At 36.3% G+C, this 15,129-nt stretch carries 12 protein-coding genes and 5 pseudogenes; 6 read left to right on the top strand and 11 right to left on the bottom strand.

Annotation, left to right across the window (positions count from 1 at the left end):
• Positions 1-129, bottom strand: a complete 129-nt coding sequence (locus ARADI_RS19630) for a hypothetical protein (RefSeq protein ID WP_255420650.1) — start codon at positions 127-129, stop codon at positions 1-3.
• A gap of 216 nt (positions 130-345) precedes the next feature.
• Complete coding sequence (locus ARADI_RS07930; RefSeq protein WP_147392388.1) at positions 346-651, bottom strand: hypothetical protein; 306 nt, start codon at positions 649-651, stop codon at positions 346-348.
• A gap of 1,271 nt (positions 652-1,922) precedes the next feature.
• Here ARADI_RS07930 and gltS point away from each other — a divergent pair.
• Positions 1,923-3,155: pseudogene (gltS, locus tag ARADI_RS07925) on the top strand (sodium/glutamate symporter).
• Between the two features lie 73 nt (positions 3,156-3,228).
• Here the strand turns inward: gltS and recG are convergent.
• The 5 genes and pseudogenes from recG to gmk form a co-directional block, all read right to left on the bottom strand.
• Positions 3,229-5,309: pseudogene (gene recG, locus ARADI_RS07920) on the bottom strand (ATP-dependent DNA helicase RecG).
• 4 nt (positions 5,310-5,313) lie between these two features.
• Positions 5,314-6,036 (bottom strand): annotated as a pseudogene (gene trmH / locus ARADI_RS07915) (tRNA (guanosine(18)-2'-O)-methyltransferase TrmH).
• 3 nt (positions 6,037-6,039) lie between these two features.
• Positions 6,040-8,157, bottom strand: coding sequence for a bifunctional GTP diphosphokinase/guanosine-3',5'-bis pyrophosphate 3'-pyrophosphohydrolase (gene spoT / locus ARADI_RS07910; RefSeq protein WP_119711713.1), 2,118 nt, complete (start codon positions 8,155-8,157; stop codon positions 6,040-6,042).
• Positions 8,158-8,176: 19 nt separating this feature from the next.
• The gene (gene rpoZ, locus ARADI_RS07905) at positions 8,177-8,452 is read right to left on the bottom strand and encodes a DNA-directed RNA polymerase subunit omega (RefSeq protein WP_119711712.1); all 276 of its coding nucleotides are present in this window, start codon (positions 8,450-8,452) and stop codon (positions 8,177-8,179) included.
• Positions 8,453-8,503: 51 nt separating this feature from the next.
• Positions 8,504-9,129: pseudogene (gene gmk, locus ARADI_RS07900) on the bottom strand (guanylate kinase).
• Between the two features lie 398 nt (positions 9,130-9,527).
• Between gmk and ARADI_RS07895 the strand changes: the two are divergent.
• The 4 genes from ARADI_RS07895 (at position 9,528) to ARADI_RS07880 (ending at position 11,152) form a co-directional block, all read left to right on the top strand.
• A complete protein-coding gene (locus ARADI_RS07895; RefSeq protein ID WP_119711711.1) occupies positions 9,528-10,040 on the top strand; it encodes a hypothetical protein in 513 nt (170 codons plus the stop codon).
• A gap of 9 nt (positions 10,041-10,049) precedes the next feature.
• On the top strand, positions 10,050-10,202 hold the full coding sequence (locus tag ARADI_RS07890) for a hypothetical protein (protein WP_182853155.1): 153 nt from the start codon (positions 10,050-10,052) through the stop codon (positions 10,200-10,202).
• Between the two features lie 88 nt (positions 10,203-10,290).
• Complete coding sequence (locus ARADI_RS07885) at positions 10,291-10,530, top strand: hypothetical protein (RefSeq protein WP_119711710.1); 240 nt, start codon at positions 10,291-10,293, stop codon at positions 10,528-10,530.
• Between the two features lie 331 nt (positions 10,531-10,861).
• Positions 10,862-11,152, top strand: a complete 291-nt coding sequence (locus tag ARADI_RS07880) for a hypothetical protein (protein WP_119711709.1) — start codon at positions 10,862-10,864, stop codon at positions 11,150-11,152.
• A gap of 33 nt (positions 11,153-11,185) precedes the next feature.
• Here ARADI_RS07880 and ARADI_RS07875 read toward each other — a convergent pair whose 3' ends face one another.
• Entirely contained in the window at positions 11,186-11,803 is a 618-nt protein-coding gene (locus tag ARADI_RS07875; protein ID WP_119711708.1) for a trimeric intracellular cation channel family protein, read from the bottom strand.
• Positions 11,804-11,940: 137 nt separating this feature from the next.
• Here ARADI_RS07875 and ARADI_RS07870 point away from each other — a divergent pair.
• Positions 11,941-13,246, top strand: a pseudogene (locus tag ARADI_RS07870) (DUF3748 domain-containing protein).
• A 396-nt stretch (positions 13,247-13,642) separates the two neighbouring features.
• On the opposite strand, the gene ARADI_RS17735 reads toward ARADI_RS07870, so the two are convergent.
• The 3 genes from ARADI_RS17735 to ARADI_RS07860 all read right to left on the bottom strand — a co-directional run bounded on the left by ARADI_RS17735 (position 13,643) and on the right by ARADI_RS07860 (position 14,804).
• Complete coding sequence (locus ARADI_RS17735; RefSeq protein WP_238149272.1) at positions 13,643-13,837, bottom strand: hypothetical protein; 195 nt, start codon at positions 13,835-13,837, stop codon at positions 13,643-13,645.
• A 56-nt stretch (positions 13,838-13,893) separates the two neighbouring features.
• Positions 13,894-14,229, bottom strand: coding sequence for a hypothetical protein (locus tag ARADI_RS17730; protein WP_238149271.1), 336 nt, complete (start codon positions 14,227-14,229; stop codon positions 13,894-13,896).
• A gap of 272 nt (positions 14,230-14,501) precedes the next feature.
• Positions 14,502-14,804 (bottom strand): YceK/YidQ family lipoprotein, encoded by a 303-nt coding sequence (locus tag ARADI_RS07860; protein WP_255420677.1) that lies wholly within the window; start codon positions 14,802-14,804, stop codon positions 14,502-14,504.
• Positions 14,805-15,129 lie beyond the last annotated feature (325 nt).

The following is a 15,129-nucleotide window of genomic DNA, read 5'->3' as shown; positions in this document are numbered from 1 at the left end:
TCAATCTTTTCCTTGGAAGTGGGTATTAGTCAAATCTAGCTCTTTTATGGACAATTTTTTAATATCTCGTAGCTTATTGATCAATTGGGAGAGTGATGAAGAAAATTGCCACCCGGTATTGGTTAACATTAGCTTTGCTAAAGTAATTGCTTGATCGGTGTATTGAACAGCTGTGGCATTAATAACCCCGTTATTGAGGTAAGCGGTAAGCTCATCGATAAAAAGAGAATTGGTTTTATAGCTTCCCTTTACTAGCAGGGTTGTTAAATGAATATTATTAATCTCAAACTGTTCGGTAGTGAATTGAAAATTCCCCTCCCAAAATGGGTTATCAGCAGTCGGTTGTCAGGGGGCTATTCCACCCGTTATATTGCTTGCCAGCAAGGCAATATTACCGATTCGATAGCTAACGTTCATGGTTTCAAGTTGCAATATTTTGCTGCTAAAAGGAAAAATCTGGCGGGAAGAGGGTAGCGTTAACTCACCTTCAGCAAGAACCAACCGATGTAACCATGAGCCTGAAAATATTTTTTGCCACAGCAATTCAAAGGTGATTTGTTTAGTATTTAGCTTAAAGCTATTTTGTTTATTATGGATAGCAATATCTTGCAATACAATTTCGCCTGGCGTAGTGAGATGGTGACTGATCACACCTATTTTTACATCATATTAGGTATATTTACTGAGTAAGTCACTTAACTGTTTTGCTCCCTACTGGGTTTGTATGATCAGATAAATAAATATAATCAGTATAAGGACCGTAAGAATTAGGTTTTTTAGCCAGCGCACCCGGATGTCCTCTTTATCATAATTGTTTAGTAAAAATCTTGTTTTACGCTGTAATTAATTATTTAGCTAATGAAATTTTTGATATCGTCAATAAAAAAGAATTTTGTTGCATTAACGCCAGATAGTAGATCAACGAAGGTGGAGCTGTTGGTGTTAATGCAACAGAACTCATAAGAGTGGTTATAATACCATAATCTTTGTTATGATAATTAAGTACAGTTGTTTATTTTTTGATACCAAAATAAAGCTGCATTAGTTAAATTATTTTAAACCATAAAAACTTTAATAGCTGCCAAAATTTTTTCTATGTTTAGAAAAAATTAATTATATATTAATTTCTTTAATAACCAAAAATATAATTTATTTTACATATATAAAAATTTCTTAGCATTCATTAAAATCATTTTTATTATTCAATACGAAAAGTAATCTTTTATCATTAGCTACTCTTTCTTGCAGAAGATAGATTGTCTTTTTTAATTTTAAATACTCATCATTATTTTTTATGTCTGTTAAATTAGCGGCATTATTTTTTAAATATTTAATTAAGTTAATTAAAGCATCTGATTGAAAGTCTAGTTTGAGAGGAAAGCTATCTCTGATTTTTATTTATAAACACTATTACTTGTTAAATAAGAAATTTTATCGGTATTAATTATATTTTCATCTAAACAGATTTCTGTTAATTTTCTATTATTAATTATTTTTTGTTATTGTCGGTTTCTTTAAATAATCTCTTTTCATTATTTATCTTATTTTTTACTAAAATATAGTTTTCATCAAAATTATTTAATATTTTGATTAGTGTTTCTCATAACACAAAATTTCATAGAATAAATTTAATATAAAATACTTCGTCAATTTTCAACATAAATATAACAATCTGTGAGTTTGTTCGAGGGTTGATGTTTTCTTACCACAAAAAACAGCATGTTATTTAACGACTTCATTATGCATTAGAAGCCAAAATACTCTTAAAAACTATCAGTCTTATCAAATTTTTGGGTTTTTTACTTGTGTTCAAATAAAAAATTAACTTTAATCAATGAGCCTGCTTTTTGTGTTCTTACAAAACATTCTATAACATCTTATTTGTTCTTTCATAAAAACTAACAATAAAATAAGGTACGTAAATGTATCATCTTGATGTCTATGGCACTTTTGTTGCTGCCACCTTAGTATTATTATTTGGACGTAAACTTGTAAAATCGCTTACTATTCTAAACAGATATACTATTCCTGCGCCCTTTGTCGGTGGGTTACTAGTTGCAATAGTTCTTCTGTTATTGAAAACAACTTTAGATTGGGGGGTAAGTTTTGACTTATCTTTGCAAGAACCCATGATGTTAGCCTTTTTTGCCACAATTGGCCTCAATGCTAATTTGCTGAGTCTAAACGCGGGTGGTAAAACGCTACTTATTTTTATCTTCGTGGTTGTTGGCTTACTTTGGGTGCAAAATACAGTTGGTATTGCTTTGTCAAAGTTATTGGGTCTCGATCCATTGATGGGATTATTAGCGGGTTCCATTACGTTGTCTGGAGGCCATGCTAACGATGGTGCTTAGGGTAAAATTTTTACCGAATATTATGGTTTTCGGAGTGCAACTGAAGTTGCGATGGCTTGTGCAACATTTGGTTTAGTATTTGGTGGCTTGATTGGCGGCTCGATAGCGCGCTTCTTGGTTCGTAATATGAAAACACCAGTAGTGATCCAAAATTCAGAGGATGATAAAGAAACCCCTATGGCATTTGAAAAACCACAAACAGGGCGAGTAATAAGTTCTTTAGTGTTAATAGAAACATTAATCATGATTGCGATTTGTATGGTGGTGGGTAAATTGGTTTCGCAATGGCTATTGGACAGTTATCAGTTTACTTTACCTACTTTTGTTTGTGTTTTATTTACCGGAGTTATTTTAAGTAATAGCTTATCATGGGTTGGTTTCTACCGCGTATTTGATCGTGCAGTTTCAGTTTTAGGTAATGTTAGTTTGTCACTTTTTTTTGGCGATGGCATTAATGAGTTTAAAACTGTGGGAACTTGCTTCGTTAGCCATACCAATGCTCATCATTTTGATAATACAAGAGATTGTGATGGGTTTTTATGCTATTGTTGTTACCTTTCCAGTTATGGGTAAAAATTATGATGCTGCAGTCCTCGCAGCCGGTCATTGTGGTTTTGGCTTGGGGGCACCGCCGACAGCAATTGCTAATATGCAAGCTGTAACAGAAAGGTTTGGTCCTTCTCATTTGTTTTTTTTGTGGTACTGATGGTTGTTGCTTTCTTTATCGATATTATTAATGCATTAGTGATTAAATTTTATCTATGCCTGCCCATTTTTTCAACGCCAATAATGAACGGATAGTAGGAATGTAATTAATATAACTGAGCCGCTGATATTTAGCGGTTTTTGTCTTAGCAGGTAATCGTTAATTAACTCAAGCGTTGCTATATTGTGAACGTTCAGGTAACCAACGTTCAATCAGCGCATTGGTATGATTGGGATAATGTTGTTGCAAATATTGAGCGATATTTCTGATTTCAGGCAATAGGTTTTGATCGCGAATTAAATCAGCTACTTTGAATTCTGTATTTCCTGTTTGACGAGTACCTAACAACTCTCCTGGACCACGAATTTCCAAGTCTTTTTGTGTAATGATAAAACCATCATTGGTATCTCTAAGTACCTGTAAACGTAATTTAGTCGCGTAAGTGAGTGGGGTTTTATATAGTAAAACACAATGTGAGACAATGCTCCTACTGCCAATCCGGCTTCTTAATTGATGTAACTGAGCAAGCCCTAAACGCTCTGGATTTTCAATAATCATCAAACTGGCGTTTGGCACATAGACACCTACTTCGATAACTGTCGTTGCGGCTAATAGTTGTAGTTTATTGGCAGTAAAATCTGCCATCACTTTTTGTTTTTCTACCGATTTCATCCGTCCATGAACTAAACTAATATTTAATTCAGGCAATAGGCGCGTAAGTTCTTTTTGTGTTGTTTGAGCAGCTTGTGCTTCAAGCACTTCAGAGTCATCAATTAATGTACATACCCAATAAACTTGTCGCTTTTCTATCTGGCAGGCCTGTTTTACTCGTTGAATAACCTCATTGCGGCGGGTATCAGGAATGGCAACTGTTGTGACAGGGGTTCTGCCTGGAGGTAGTTCATCAATGATTAAATTATCCAAATCCGCATAAGCTGTCATCGCGAGCGTACGTGGGATCGGCGTAGCTGTCATGATTAGTTGATGAAGATAAATGCTGTGTTGCTGACCTTTTTCCCATAGCGCCATACGTTGATGTAAACCAAAGCGATGTTGTTCATCAATGATCACTAATGCTAAGGTGTTTAATTCGATTTGTTGTTGAAAAATGGCATAAGTACCTATTATCATTGCGACTTCGCCCTGTGCAATCGCTTTTTGTTGAATCAGTCTGGATTTTCCTTTCTGTTTTTCTGATAACCAACTTACTTGGATACCAAGTGGTTTTAGCCATTGGCGAAAAGTATTGGCATACTGTTCTGCCAATAACTTGGTAGGTGCCATGAGTGCTGCTTGTTTACCATGCGCGATAGCACGAATTGCGGCAAAAAGCGCCACTAATGTTTTACCCGAACCAACATCGCCTTGTACTAAACGCATAATAGGGCTTGTTTTAGCCAGATCTGCTTCAATTTTACTGACAACTCGTTGTTGGGCTTTGGTTGGAGAATAAGGTAACCGTGCCAGTAGTTGATGTTTTAATTTTTCTTCTGCTGGTAATGGCTGGGCGGAAAATTGTTGTGTTTCACTCCGAACCGTTAGCATACTTAGTTGATGGGCTAATAACTCTTCAAATATTAATCTACGTTGCGCCTGATGCTTACCCTTTTCCAGTAGATCCAGAGGGATATCGGGCGGCGGGCGATGAAGTGTTTGAATAGCTTGTGGTAAACTTATTAATTCTTGATTAAATGGCTCGGGATCAACTCATTAATCGCACAAGTATCAAGTAACGTTAGTGCTTGAGCAATAAGTTTGCGTAGAGTTATTTGACGTATCCCTTCAGTTGCTGGATAAATGGGTGTTAATGTATCTTGTAACTCAATATGATCGGCATTAGGTTTTATTTTATATTCGGGATGAATAATTTCTGGTCCTAAATTACCCTGCCGGATTTCACCATAAGCGACAACGTATTTGCCGACGGCCAGACTATTTTTCATAGCGGTGGAAAAGTTCAAAAACCGCAAGGTTAATGTTCCTGAGCTATCACTAATGTGGCTGGTCATCATTCGCTTACGTCCAAATGTGATTTTAGTTTGTAATATTTCGCCGCTTACAATCACAGAGCTTCCAGGTTAAACTTCATTAATCGCATAAAGCTGAGTTTGATTTTCATAACGCAAAGGTAGGTGAAAGAGGAGATCTTGGATAGTACGAAGTCCCATTTTATTGAGCTTTTCTGCTTGCGTTTCATCAACACCATTTAATGATGTTAATGGAATAGCATCAAGTAATTTCCCTCTCATACGGTTAGTTCTCTAGAGTGTGTTTTTTACCTGGTACTTTAGACGATTGCGTAGCTGCCCACCACGCATCACTGGCAACAATTTTGCCATGTTTGTTAATTAGTGGTCGGGGGAGTCTTTTATGTTTTGAAACGGCGGCTAATACCGGATAACCGTCCTCAAAAAGCCACGCTTGTTGCTTTTCTTCTGATAGCTGACTAAAAAGGCTGTCATATATATTGGCATTTTGTCTTTGCCGTGGCGCTTCATAAAGAATTAAAGCAGAAGCTGCAGAGACATTTAATGACTGTACCATACCCATCATCGGAATATGAATATTATGATCAGCCAGTGGCCAGAGCTTGTTTGGAAATACCCGTTCGCTCTTGTCCCAAGATGATACAGGTAGGGTGAGTATAATCTATTTGACGAAAATCGATCGCTTGGTTGGTAAGATGAGCGGCTAAGATTTGCATGCCCGCAGCTTTGCAGGTAGAGATTGCATTTTTAATAGTGGCATGAGTCTTTACTTGTACTCAATGATTACTGCCGGCGGCTGTTGCAGATAAAATTTTGCTACTATTTTTGCACCAAATTGCATGAATTTGTGGTATTCCAACCGCATCAGCGGTACGGATATTACGGCAGAAATATTATGTGGTTTATGGATATTTTCAAGACAAACCGTTAGATCAGGTTGGCGCATGGCGATCACTTGACGAATGCGAGCATAACGTTTTGAGTTCATAACTTAGTTCCGGTTACGGCTGATGCGTAAGACATCAGACATGATACGGATTTTTTTAATAATATTAGCTAATTGAATACGATCCTTAGCGGTTAAGCGAATAAATGCGCAGTAGACACGCCCATCTTTCTCTTCGATATTCATACTTTGAATACTAGAATTTGCACTATTAATTGCTGCTGTTAAATTAGCTAATGCCCCTTGGTGATTGATCATATCGACTTTAATTTCAGCAATGAAGTTATTATTAACGCCCTCATCCCACTCTACTTGCATAAATTTCTCAGGCTCTTTTTGATAGCCTCTAATATTACGGCAAGACTCATGGTGTATGACCAAACCTTTACCAGGGCTAATATGAGCAACAATCGGATCAACGGGGATCGGGCGACAACATTTAGCAAAGGTAATTAATACCCCTTCTGCTCCTTTGATTGGTAGTTTACTACTGCTATCACTATTATCTGTGATAACATTATTTATACTAGTATTACCTACCAAATTATGCGCTACAACGACACTCATGGTATTGTCAAGGCCAACTTCAGCGAGCAAATCATCAATTGAGTGAAGTTTCATTCTTACTAGTTCTTTATTGATATTCTCTTGCGGAATATCGCCCAATTTGTTGCCATTGTCTAAAGCGTGGTTGAGTAAGCGGCGGCCTAAACTAATTGAATCTTCTCGTTTAAGATTTTTAAGTAATTGGCGTATTTTTGCTCTGGCTTTGGAACTAACAACGAAATTCAACCAAGCTGCGTTTGGCCTTGCGCCAGGTGCCGTAATAATTTCTATAGTTTGCCCGGTATTTAACGATTGAGACAAAGGATAGGGCTGGCGATCTACGCGGGCTCCAACACAAGCATGACCTATATCAGTATGAACAGCATAGGCGAAATCAACCGGGGTTGCGCCAGTAGGCAATTCGACAATTCTACCTTCGGGGGTAAAAACATAGATTTCGTCAGGAAAAAGATCTGATTTTACACTTTCAATGAATTCAAAAGAATTACCTGCACTTTGTTGAAGTTCTAATAGGCTTTGCATCCAGCGTTGTGCTCTAATTTGAGCTGTTGTGCTAGATTCGCCTTGTTCTTTATATGCCCAGTGAGCAGCGACACCCATTTCTGCCATTTGATCCATATCTTCGGTACGGATTTGTACTTCAAGAGGTACGCCATGTGGGCCAATCATTGATGTATGTAAAGATTGATAGCCATTTGCTTTTGGAATCGCAATATAATCTTTCACACGCCCTGGCCGAGGATTATATAAACTATGCACCTGTCCAAGAACGCGATAACATGTATCAACGTCTTTAACAATAATCCGAAAGGCATAAATATCCATAATTGAGTGGAAGCGTTGCTCTTTCAGGTGCATTTTGCGATATATTGAATAGAGATGTTTTTCTCGACCACATATTCGGCAAGGGATCTTGGCTTCCAATAATCGCCCTTCAATTTTGGCCAAGATTTTTTGTATCATCTCTTTTCGGTTACCACGAGTGGCTTTCACAACCTCTTTAATAACTCGGTAGCGATTGGGATAGAGCGCTTCAAAGCCTAGTTCTTCTAATTCAGTTTTGAGATGATGAATACCAAGACGATGTGCCAGCAGGCTATAAATTTCTAATGTTTCTCTCGCGATCCGGCGGCGCTTATCAGCACGAAGGGAACCTAAAGTACGCATATTATGCGTTCGATCGGCGAGTTTGATTAAAATGACACGGATATCTTGCACCATGGCCATAATCATTTTGCGAAAATTTTCTGCTTGAGCTTCTTTTTTATCACGAAAGTTGAGTTTGTCGAGTTTTGATACCCCTTCAACCAGGCCAGCAACGGTTTTACCAAAAAGCTGTTTTATATCCTGAAAAGTTGTCGGGGTATCCTCGATAATATCATGTAATAATGCGGCCATTAATGTTTCATAATCTAAACGCATTTCCGCTAAAATGCATGCCACCGAGACTGGATGGGTAATATAAGGTTCACCACTTGAACGGGTTTGGCCTTCATGTGCATCCCGGGCGACAAGATAAGCTTGTTTCAGTAACGATATATGCTCTTTTGGCAGATAGTCCTGAACGATTTGATTGACGCTTTCAAACAGGTACAAGGCAGGCCTACCTTTTCAGTTAACGACGACCTTGAGCAATAACGGACACTGCTTGCATTTCTGCCGCCTCTTGTTCCTGCTGTTCTTGACGTTCGCGGACATCAAGAATTTGAGCATTAATCAACCCTGATTCTATTTCGCGCAGTGAAATAACAGTGACCTTATCGTTTTCTTCTTTAACTAAAGGATTTTTACCATTAATTTGTAATTGACGCGCACGCCGGGCCGCCACTAAAACCAAGTCGAAACGATTACCAACTTTTTCTACTGCATCTTGAACTGTTACACGTGCCATAATATGACTCCAAAGATAAAGAAATGACCGGATATAATACTGAACCTTTACTCAGTCTGCCAATAATTTATTAATTAAAGTATTATGTCGCTGAATCTGACGTTCTAAACGTAGACGCTCAGATCGAATAATAGATTGTAAATCTCCCAATGCAGTATTGAAATCATCATTAATAATAATGTAATCATATTCGTTATAATGTTTTATTTCAGCGACCGCTTGTGCCATCCGCTGGTTAATCGTTTCTTCGCTATCTTGCCCGCGACCGCGTAAACGGCGTAGTAACTCATTTTTAGAAGGCGGTAAGATAAAAATAGTGCGAGCGGAAGGCATTTTTTGCCGAATATCCCCTGTGTGCCTTGCCAATCGATATCTAAAAATACATCGACACCACTATTAATAATTTCTTCGATAACTGCCCGGGAAGTTCCATAATAATTGCCGAAAACGTAGGCATATTCAAGAAAATCATTATGCTCAATCATTTGCTGAAATTTGCTTTCAGTAATGAAATAGTAATGTAAACCGTTTTTTTCACCAGGGCGTATCGCTCTAGTGGTATGCGAAATAGAAACTTGTGTGTCATATAAAGGCTGAGTTTTCAATAAAGCCTGAATAAGACTCGATTTACCTGCACCACTTGGGGCAGACACGATATATAACGTTCCTTGGATCATGATGATTTCTTGATTAATAGGCTAATTAATTAATAAAAATTTTTTAAAAAGTACAAAAGCTCTTTAATAGTATACACATGCAATCAGTAACATACAGTTTTAGTAACATTTTTAATGAAAGATCTGAATTATTTTTGAAAATAATTACCATTTTTGCGAAGTGCTTTGAGAAAAAATGATTAATAAATATCTTCATAATTATTTTCTATTTACGACTTCCTAATAATGGGAATTGTATATTGAAAGTATTTTTCGTGAATGAAATAAATAGATGATTAAAATTATGCATGGATGCTGTTTTATTATGAGATCTTTTATTTTAATTTCAGTCTACTATTGTCAAAGCTTTTTTTTTATTATTGATTTTGCTAAATATAAACTCATCAATAGCGTAAAGCATGCAATACCCTGATTGGCCTGAATTAATTTTGCTTAGGGAAATTCAAGCAGTTAATTCAAAATTAAAAAGATGGAATAAAGCATATTATATTAATGGCCAAAGTTTGGTTAATGATGAAAATTACGATCAAATTTATGCGTTATGGAAACATTGGTCAAATTGTCGTCATCAGCCGATAGATAAAACTCATTCGCTTTATTTACCCGTTAAAGGAAGAAAAATTCATCCAGTTGTTCATACTGGCTTAAAAAAGATAACCGTTGATGAAGTCGCTAGATGGATATTGGGTCATGATGAAGTTTGGTTACAATCTAAAGTCGATGGTGTGGCAGTTACATTGGTTTATCGAAAGGGTAAATTGGCTGGATTAATTAGTCTGGGTAATGGTGTAGAAGGGATTGATTGGTCTCAAAAAGCTGATTTTCTGCTAGCAATTTCCAAGAAAATCCCAAATCCCGCATCTCAATTAATATTACAAGGTGAACTGTTTTGGTATCAGTCTGGTCACTAATAAGCCATTATGAGTGGCACCAATGCCCGCAATAAAGTTGCCGGCTGGTTAATGAGGAAGAATTTATTGGTTCAGCAAGAGGAACAAATCGGAATATTTATTTGGTGTTGGCCTGATGGGCCATCGAACATACAAACACAATTTGAACAATTAGAAAAGTAGGGTTTTCCGTTAACGAAACGATATTCTCATTTGGTTAGTAGTGTTGATCAAATTACACAATGGCAACACTATTATTTACAGTTAATCAATGCCTTTCGCAACAGATGGTATTGTATTAAAACAACTCCCCTATACTTTAGGCCAATATTGGCAAGTGGGTATAAATAACTGGTCTGTTGCCTGGAAATATCCGAGACCACATAAGGTTGCTCAAGTTAAAACCATTAAATTTAATATAGGTAGAACCGGAAAAATTAATCCTGTCATTGTTGTTTTACCCGAGGAAATTGATGGAAAACAGATCCGGCAATTAGTATGGGGTCATTAAACCATTGGCAAGGAATGAAGATTTTGCCTGGAGACACGATACAAATATCATTATCTGGTCATGGGATCCCGAAATTTGACAAAATTGTTTGGTGAATTAAATAGCAGAAAATGCTGTCCGTACCAGAACAAAAAATTATCACCCATTAAGCTGATTCTATTACTCAATGAGATGCGAAAGCTAATTTGTTGCTGGCTTAGTTTGGTTGGCAAAACAGCTTAAGATGGAAGGGATTAATGAAAAAGGCTGGTTAGCATTAATAAGAGCTTGAAAAATAACCAATTTAATAGATTGGGCTACTTTAACCCTGTAACAAATCAATGAAGTATCAATGTTTAACGCCACTAAAGGAAAAGCTATTTATCAACAATTTTTATCAGCTCAAAAACGGCCTTTTTCTAATTGGTTAAAAGGACTAGGAGTTCCTTTACCAGAAAAGTTTTTTAGTAAAATAACCTGTTGGGATGATTTATCATCTAAAAAGATAAATAGTGATATTTTATCTCGTACACAACAAAAAAAGTTAGCGCAGTTTATTGAGCATAAAGATGTTAAACAGCTGGTAAAAATTTTGCGCCAAATTAATATAAATGGATTTACCAATGATAGTCAGTTTAAGTAAAAAGTTACTAATTTAATTAGATATATGGAGATCTTAATCATTATGTTCATAATTGAATACTGGTAATCCTAATCGATAACGAATGGCAAGTAGACGTGCGGTTAAACCAGTTATTAAGGTGATGATAATAACCATATCTTTAGGTAGTGGAGTATGTAGTATTAATCCGATATAAAGCCATGCCGCAGCGAAGGAGATGCCAGCGTATATCTCTTTTTGAAAAACCAGCGGAATTGTATTACATAACATATCGCGCAGCACGCCACCGAAAACACCCGTGACGATGGCTGCAATAGCGGCAATAATATAACTGTAATTCATATCGAGCGCTATTTGAGCGCCAATAATGGAAAAGACAATAAGACCAATCGCATCCAAAATTAAAAATAAACGTCGTAAATGTTTCATCATTGGCGCAAGCCAGATAGTAATAACTGCAGCACAAGCAACAATGACAATATATTCAGGATGTTTAACCCAACCAAGAGGATAGTGTCCTAATAAAATATCGCGTACAGAGCCGCCGCCAATTGCGGTTGCTGATGCAATAATAATGACACCGAAAACATCCATCTTACGACGACCTGCGGCTAAAGCACCCGTCATAGCTTCAGCTGTAATACCAATGATATATAGTATGCTAAGTAAAATAATGATTTTTTAGATACGATAAACCTTAAGGTTTAAAGTTGTATTATGAAAATAAAGTATTGACTAATATTTTTGTCATGCTCACAGAATGATATTATTTTTTATCGTTCACTATAAAAAAGAGTGCGGATAATAAAATGTTTTACCAAGAACAGCAGATTACTTTGGATAAACGTAATCATCAATTGACTAATATAAACGTATGGACATCAGATAGCCAGTGGCTAGTTTTTGATATACGGCCAACAAATAGTGCCTCTTTCACTGGGTTAACGATAGAAAAAGTTAATATTAAAACGCAACAACAAAAACAGATCTATGTCGCGAAAAATGGCGCGTATGTTGGTGTTGTTACGGTAAGTAGTGAAAATCCGCCCAGATATGCTTTTATTCATGGCCCGGAAAATCCCGATAAAAATTGGCATGATGATTTTCATCATCGTCGAGGTGTGATTGTCAACGATATGGCCCCTAATGTTGCAAAAATATTGAGGCCATGTGTATTACGCCGCCTTTTTTAGCAGGTGCATTGAGAGGAGGCACGCATGTCCATGTTTTTAGTTCAGATAATATCAGGCTGAGTTTTACCTATAATCATCACGTGATGTATCAGTGTGATCCGGTGCTTGATTTGCGCAATGTTGCAATTGCAATTCCTTATCATGTTATTGATGTAGGCATTGCGGGTCAGCAAAAACATCATCGTGAATATAATGGCCATTATTATTGTGTTGTGATCAGTGAAACAACGCCTGTACCAACACCAGGTAGTAATAAAATCAGCCGTGCTTATGAAGAGGATTGGATAGGTTGAAATGGATATGAGAGAGCAGATGGTGAAAAGCAACGTTGGGCGATTGCATTTATAGGTAATATCTGTTCTCGAGATGGCAAAATAGTGGCCGAAATTTTTATTGTCGATTTGCCCGAGGTGGCTGAAGACTATGTCATTGCAGGAGTTAATCCAATACAGGGTACGGAAACCGCTATGCCCTTACCACCAAAAGGGATTAAATAACGTCGCTTAATCTATACCCATGAACGCAAATACCCGGGGGTGGTTAATCAACCGCACCATTGGCTGCGATCTTCGCATGATGGTAGTAAAATTGATTTTTTAATGCAAGATGATAAGGGGATTGTACAGTTTTGGTTAGTTTCTCCAGTTAGTGCGGTAATGCAACAAATTAGCGACTCTGCATGGGGCATATTTCAGTCTGCGCTTAGTTGGGGTAGCTAAGGTCGGTATGTGGCGTTTATTTGTGATATAGCGTGATGTTATGTGAAATTCCTTGCGGCAAACTGATTCGTTTGACTGATTGCAGTGATTTGCCGCCATTAGGTGATGCGGTTGTTGTTTCCCCGGATGACAGCTATGCTGCTTATCTGCGTAATATTAATAGTTATCAGCAAATTTTTATTGTGGCGACTGGGATTGTTTGATTTATATAAATGTAATTTTAAGTTTTAATTGAATAATATTTTACTACTGGATGAATAATTCGTTTTATAGCAAAATAGTGTATTGGATTGGGGGTATCCCGCTTTTAATTTTTAGTCTGCTGGCTGATATAATGAGAGTTTCTGCCAATAAATACAGATGCTGATCAAAGCAGGTAATTTCTTTATTTGTTATAGAGATTATAGTGTTATGTTATACCCCAATACCATCCAACGTTATTAATATCAAAAATGATAAGTTGCGCTTAACATAATATCATGGGTTTTGACCTTGGTTTTTGAGTTATATTCTGTGTCAGAAAGGTTGTTATATACTTCAGCTTGGCCGGCATCCAGATATTTGTAACTAAAATCAAATGAAAAATCTTTATTAATTGTTTATTTAATGCCAGCGCCAGCGCTCCAGGCAAAATTGTTGGTGGCATGAGAACGAGTCCATAAACTCTGTCTATCCCCTCCATTTACCATAGCATCAACAAATGTTTTTTGACTTATATAAACATAACTCAGTCCGGCAGAAAGATAAGGTGTGAAATCAGATGAATTCTTAAAATCATAATAAGTGTTAAACATGAATGTATTTACTGCTATTTGGTTCTTAACAAAAGTTTTACCAGGAAAAACAAAAATTAGATCATCCCCTGGTAACTATCATCAGCGCTTGATCGGCTAATAAATTCCAGTTCGGTTCTGATTGGAATATCAAATTTTTCATAAAAGTCATAGCCTAAACCGAGACCGGCACCAAATACTGCAGTTCTATGGTTATCTTCTTTTATTTTTTTGTTAAATTCTTCTTCCCCATTAATTTCCAATATATATCCTGCTGGGAAAAATTGGCCTGACATTTGCTGAATTGATGCCCCCATTTTACCTGTCATGTACATACCAGATTTGCTTTCATTTGCAAACAACGTTGAAGGGATTAACTCAGTGGTTAATAAAACTAATAATGTTTTTTTCATACTTTATTTCTCTAATTTTAATAAAATTAAAAAGATTATATTTATATGGTAGGCATAATTTATATATTAAATGAATTCTGAAAATAAGCAGAAAAATTGACAGTAAGATAATGATATTTTTTTAATATAATCAATTTAATAAACTAAAGTTGAGTTATGATTATTAAATATAATAATCGATATCATGTATTTATAAACAATATCAAAGCATTACTACAATTAATTGCTGAATTGATTAAAAAATACACGATAGATGATGTTATTCAGGTGGCTTATTTGCTGGTGGTTTGATTAGTATTTGTAGTTTGATGATTTTCCCAATCTTGAACGCGTTCTTTTGGTGAAGGTTGCGATGCCATATTATCGGCTTGAAAATAATCATAGGGTAGTAAAACAGTGTCTATCAGCACAGAAAAAGGTAAGTCAATCATGGCAAGGGGTTTTATCACCCAGCCGGTATCATTATCTTTCAGTATTCGGGTATCAGCTTTGGTGCCTGAATAGTAACCTTGATGGGGGCCGACATGGGTCATAATACTTGAACAGCCACATAACAATAGAAGGCAGCCAATCATATTTAAACTGATGCTACAAATAACGAGGATTAATCGTTTCATTAAGGGTATAAGCCTAGCTTCTCCAAGCGAGTATGAATTTTAATGATAAACATTAATGTTAAAAATACCAGTCTATTAATAGAAATAAAATTTTTTAACAATTATTTTCTGTCATATGTCCTAAATATGGCACAATTAATGGAAAATTGGTCGCATAAAATTCTTATTTACTGCTGGAATGAGCAATTTGTTTAAATAGAATTATTGATTAACGATTTCTTTATTTCTGCGGAGTTAGTTCAACCTGCTAGCAAAGGATAATCATCGGTAGTTGTAATTTCAT

It is taken from the genome of Arsenophonus endosymbiont of Aleurodicus floccissimus (assembly GCF_900343025.1).
In the GTDB taxonomy this organism is placed as follows: domain Bacteria; phylum Pseudomonadota; class Gammaproteobacteria; order Enterobacterales; family Enterobacteriaceae; genus Arsenophonus.
The sequence above is the reverse complement of the archived record's forward strand: the minus strand, read 5'-3'. Positions and strand labels throughout refer to the sequence as shown.

Excerpts from the sequence above, each read along its gene's own strand:
- ARADI_RS19630 (WP_255420650.1), bottom strand. The coding sequence starts at position 129 with ATGTTAACCAATACCGGGTGGCAATTTTCTTCATCACTCTCCCAATTG.
- rpoZ (WP_119711712.1), bottom strand. The coding sequence starts at position 8,452 with ATGGCACGTGTAACAGTTCAAGATGCAGTAGAAAAAGTTGGTAATCGT.
- ARADI_RS07895 (WP_119711711.1), top strand. The coding sequence starts at position 9,528 with ATGCAATACCCTGATTGGCCTGAATTAATTTTGCTTAGGGAAATTCAA.
- ARADI_RS07890 (WP_182853155.1), top strand. The coding sequence starts at position 10,050 with ATGAGTGGCACCAATGCCCGCAATAAAGTTGCCGGCTGGTTAATGAGG.
- ARADI_RS07885 (WP_119711710.1), top strand. The coding sequence starts at position 10,291 with ATGCCTTTCGCAACAGATGGTATTGTATTAAAACAACTCCCCTATACT.
- ARADI_RS07880 (WP_119711709.1), top strand. The coding sequence starts at position 10,862 with ATGTTTAACGCCACTAAAGGAAAAGCTATTTATCAACAATTTTTATCA.
- ARADI_RS17735 (WP_238149272.1), bottom strand. The coding sequence starts at position 13,837 with ATGTTTAACACTTATTATGATTTTAAGAATTCATCTGATTTCACACCT.
- ARADI_RS17730 (WP_238149271.1), bottom strand. The coding sequence starts at position 14,229 with ATGAAAAAAACATTATTAGTTTTATTAACCACTGAGTTAATCCCTTCA.
- ARADI_RS07860 (WP_255420677.1), bottom strand. The coding sequence starts at position 14,804 with ATGATTGGCTGCCTTCTATTGTTATGTGGCTGTTCAAGTATTATGACC.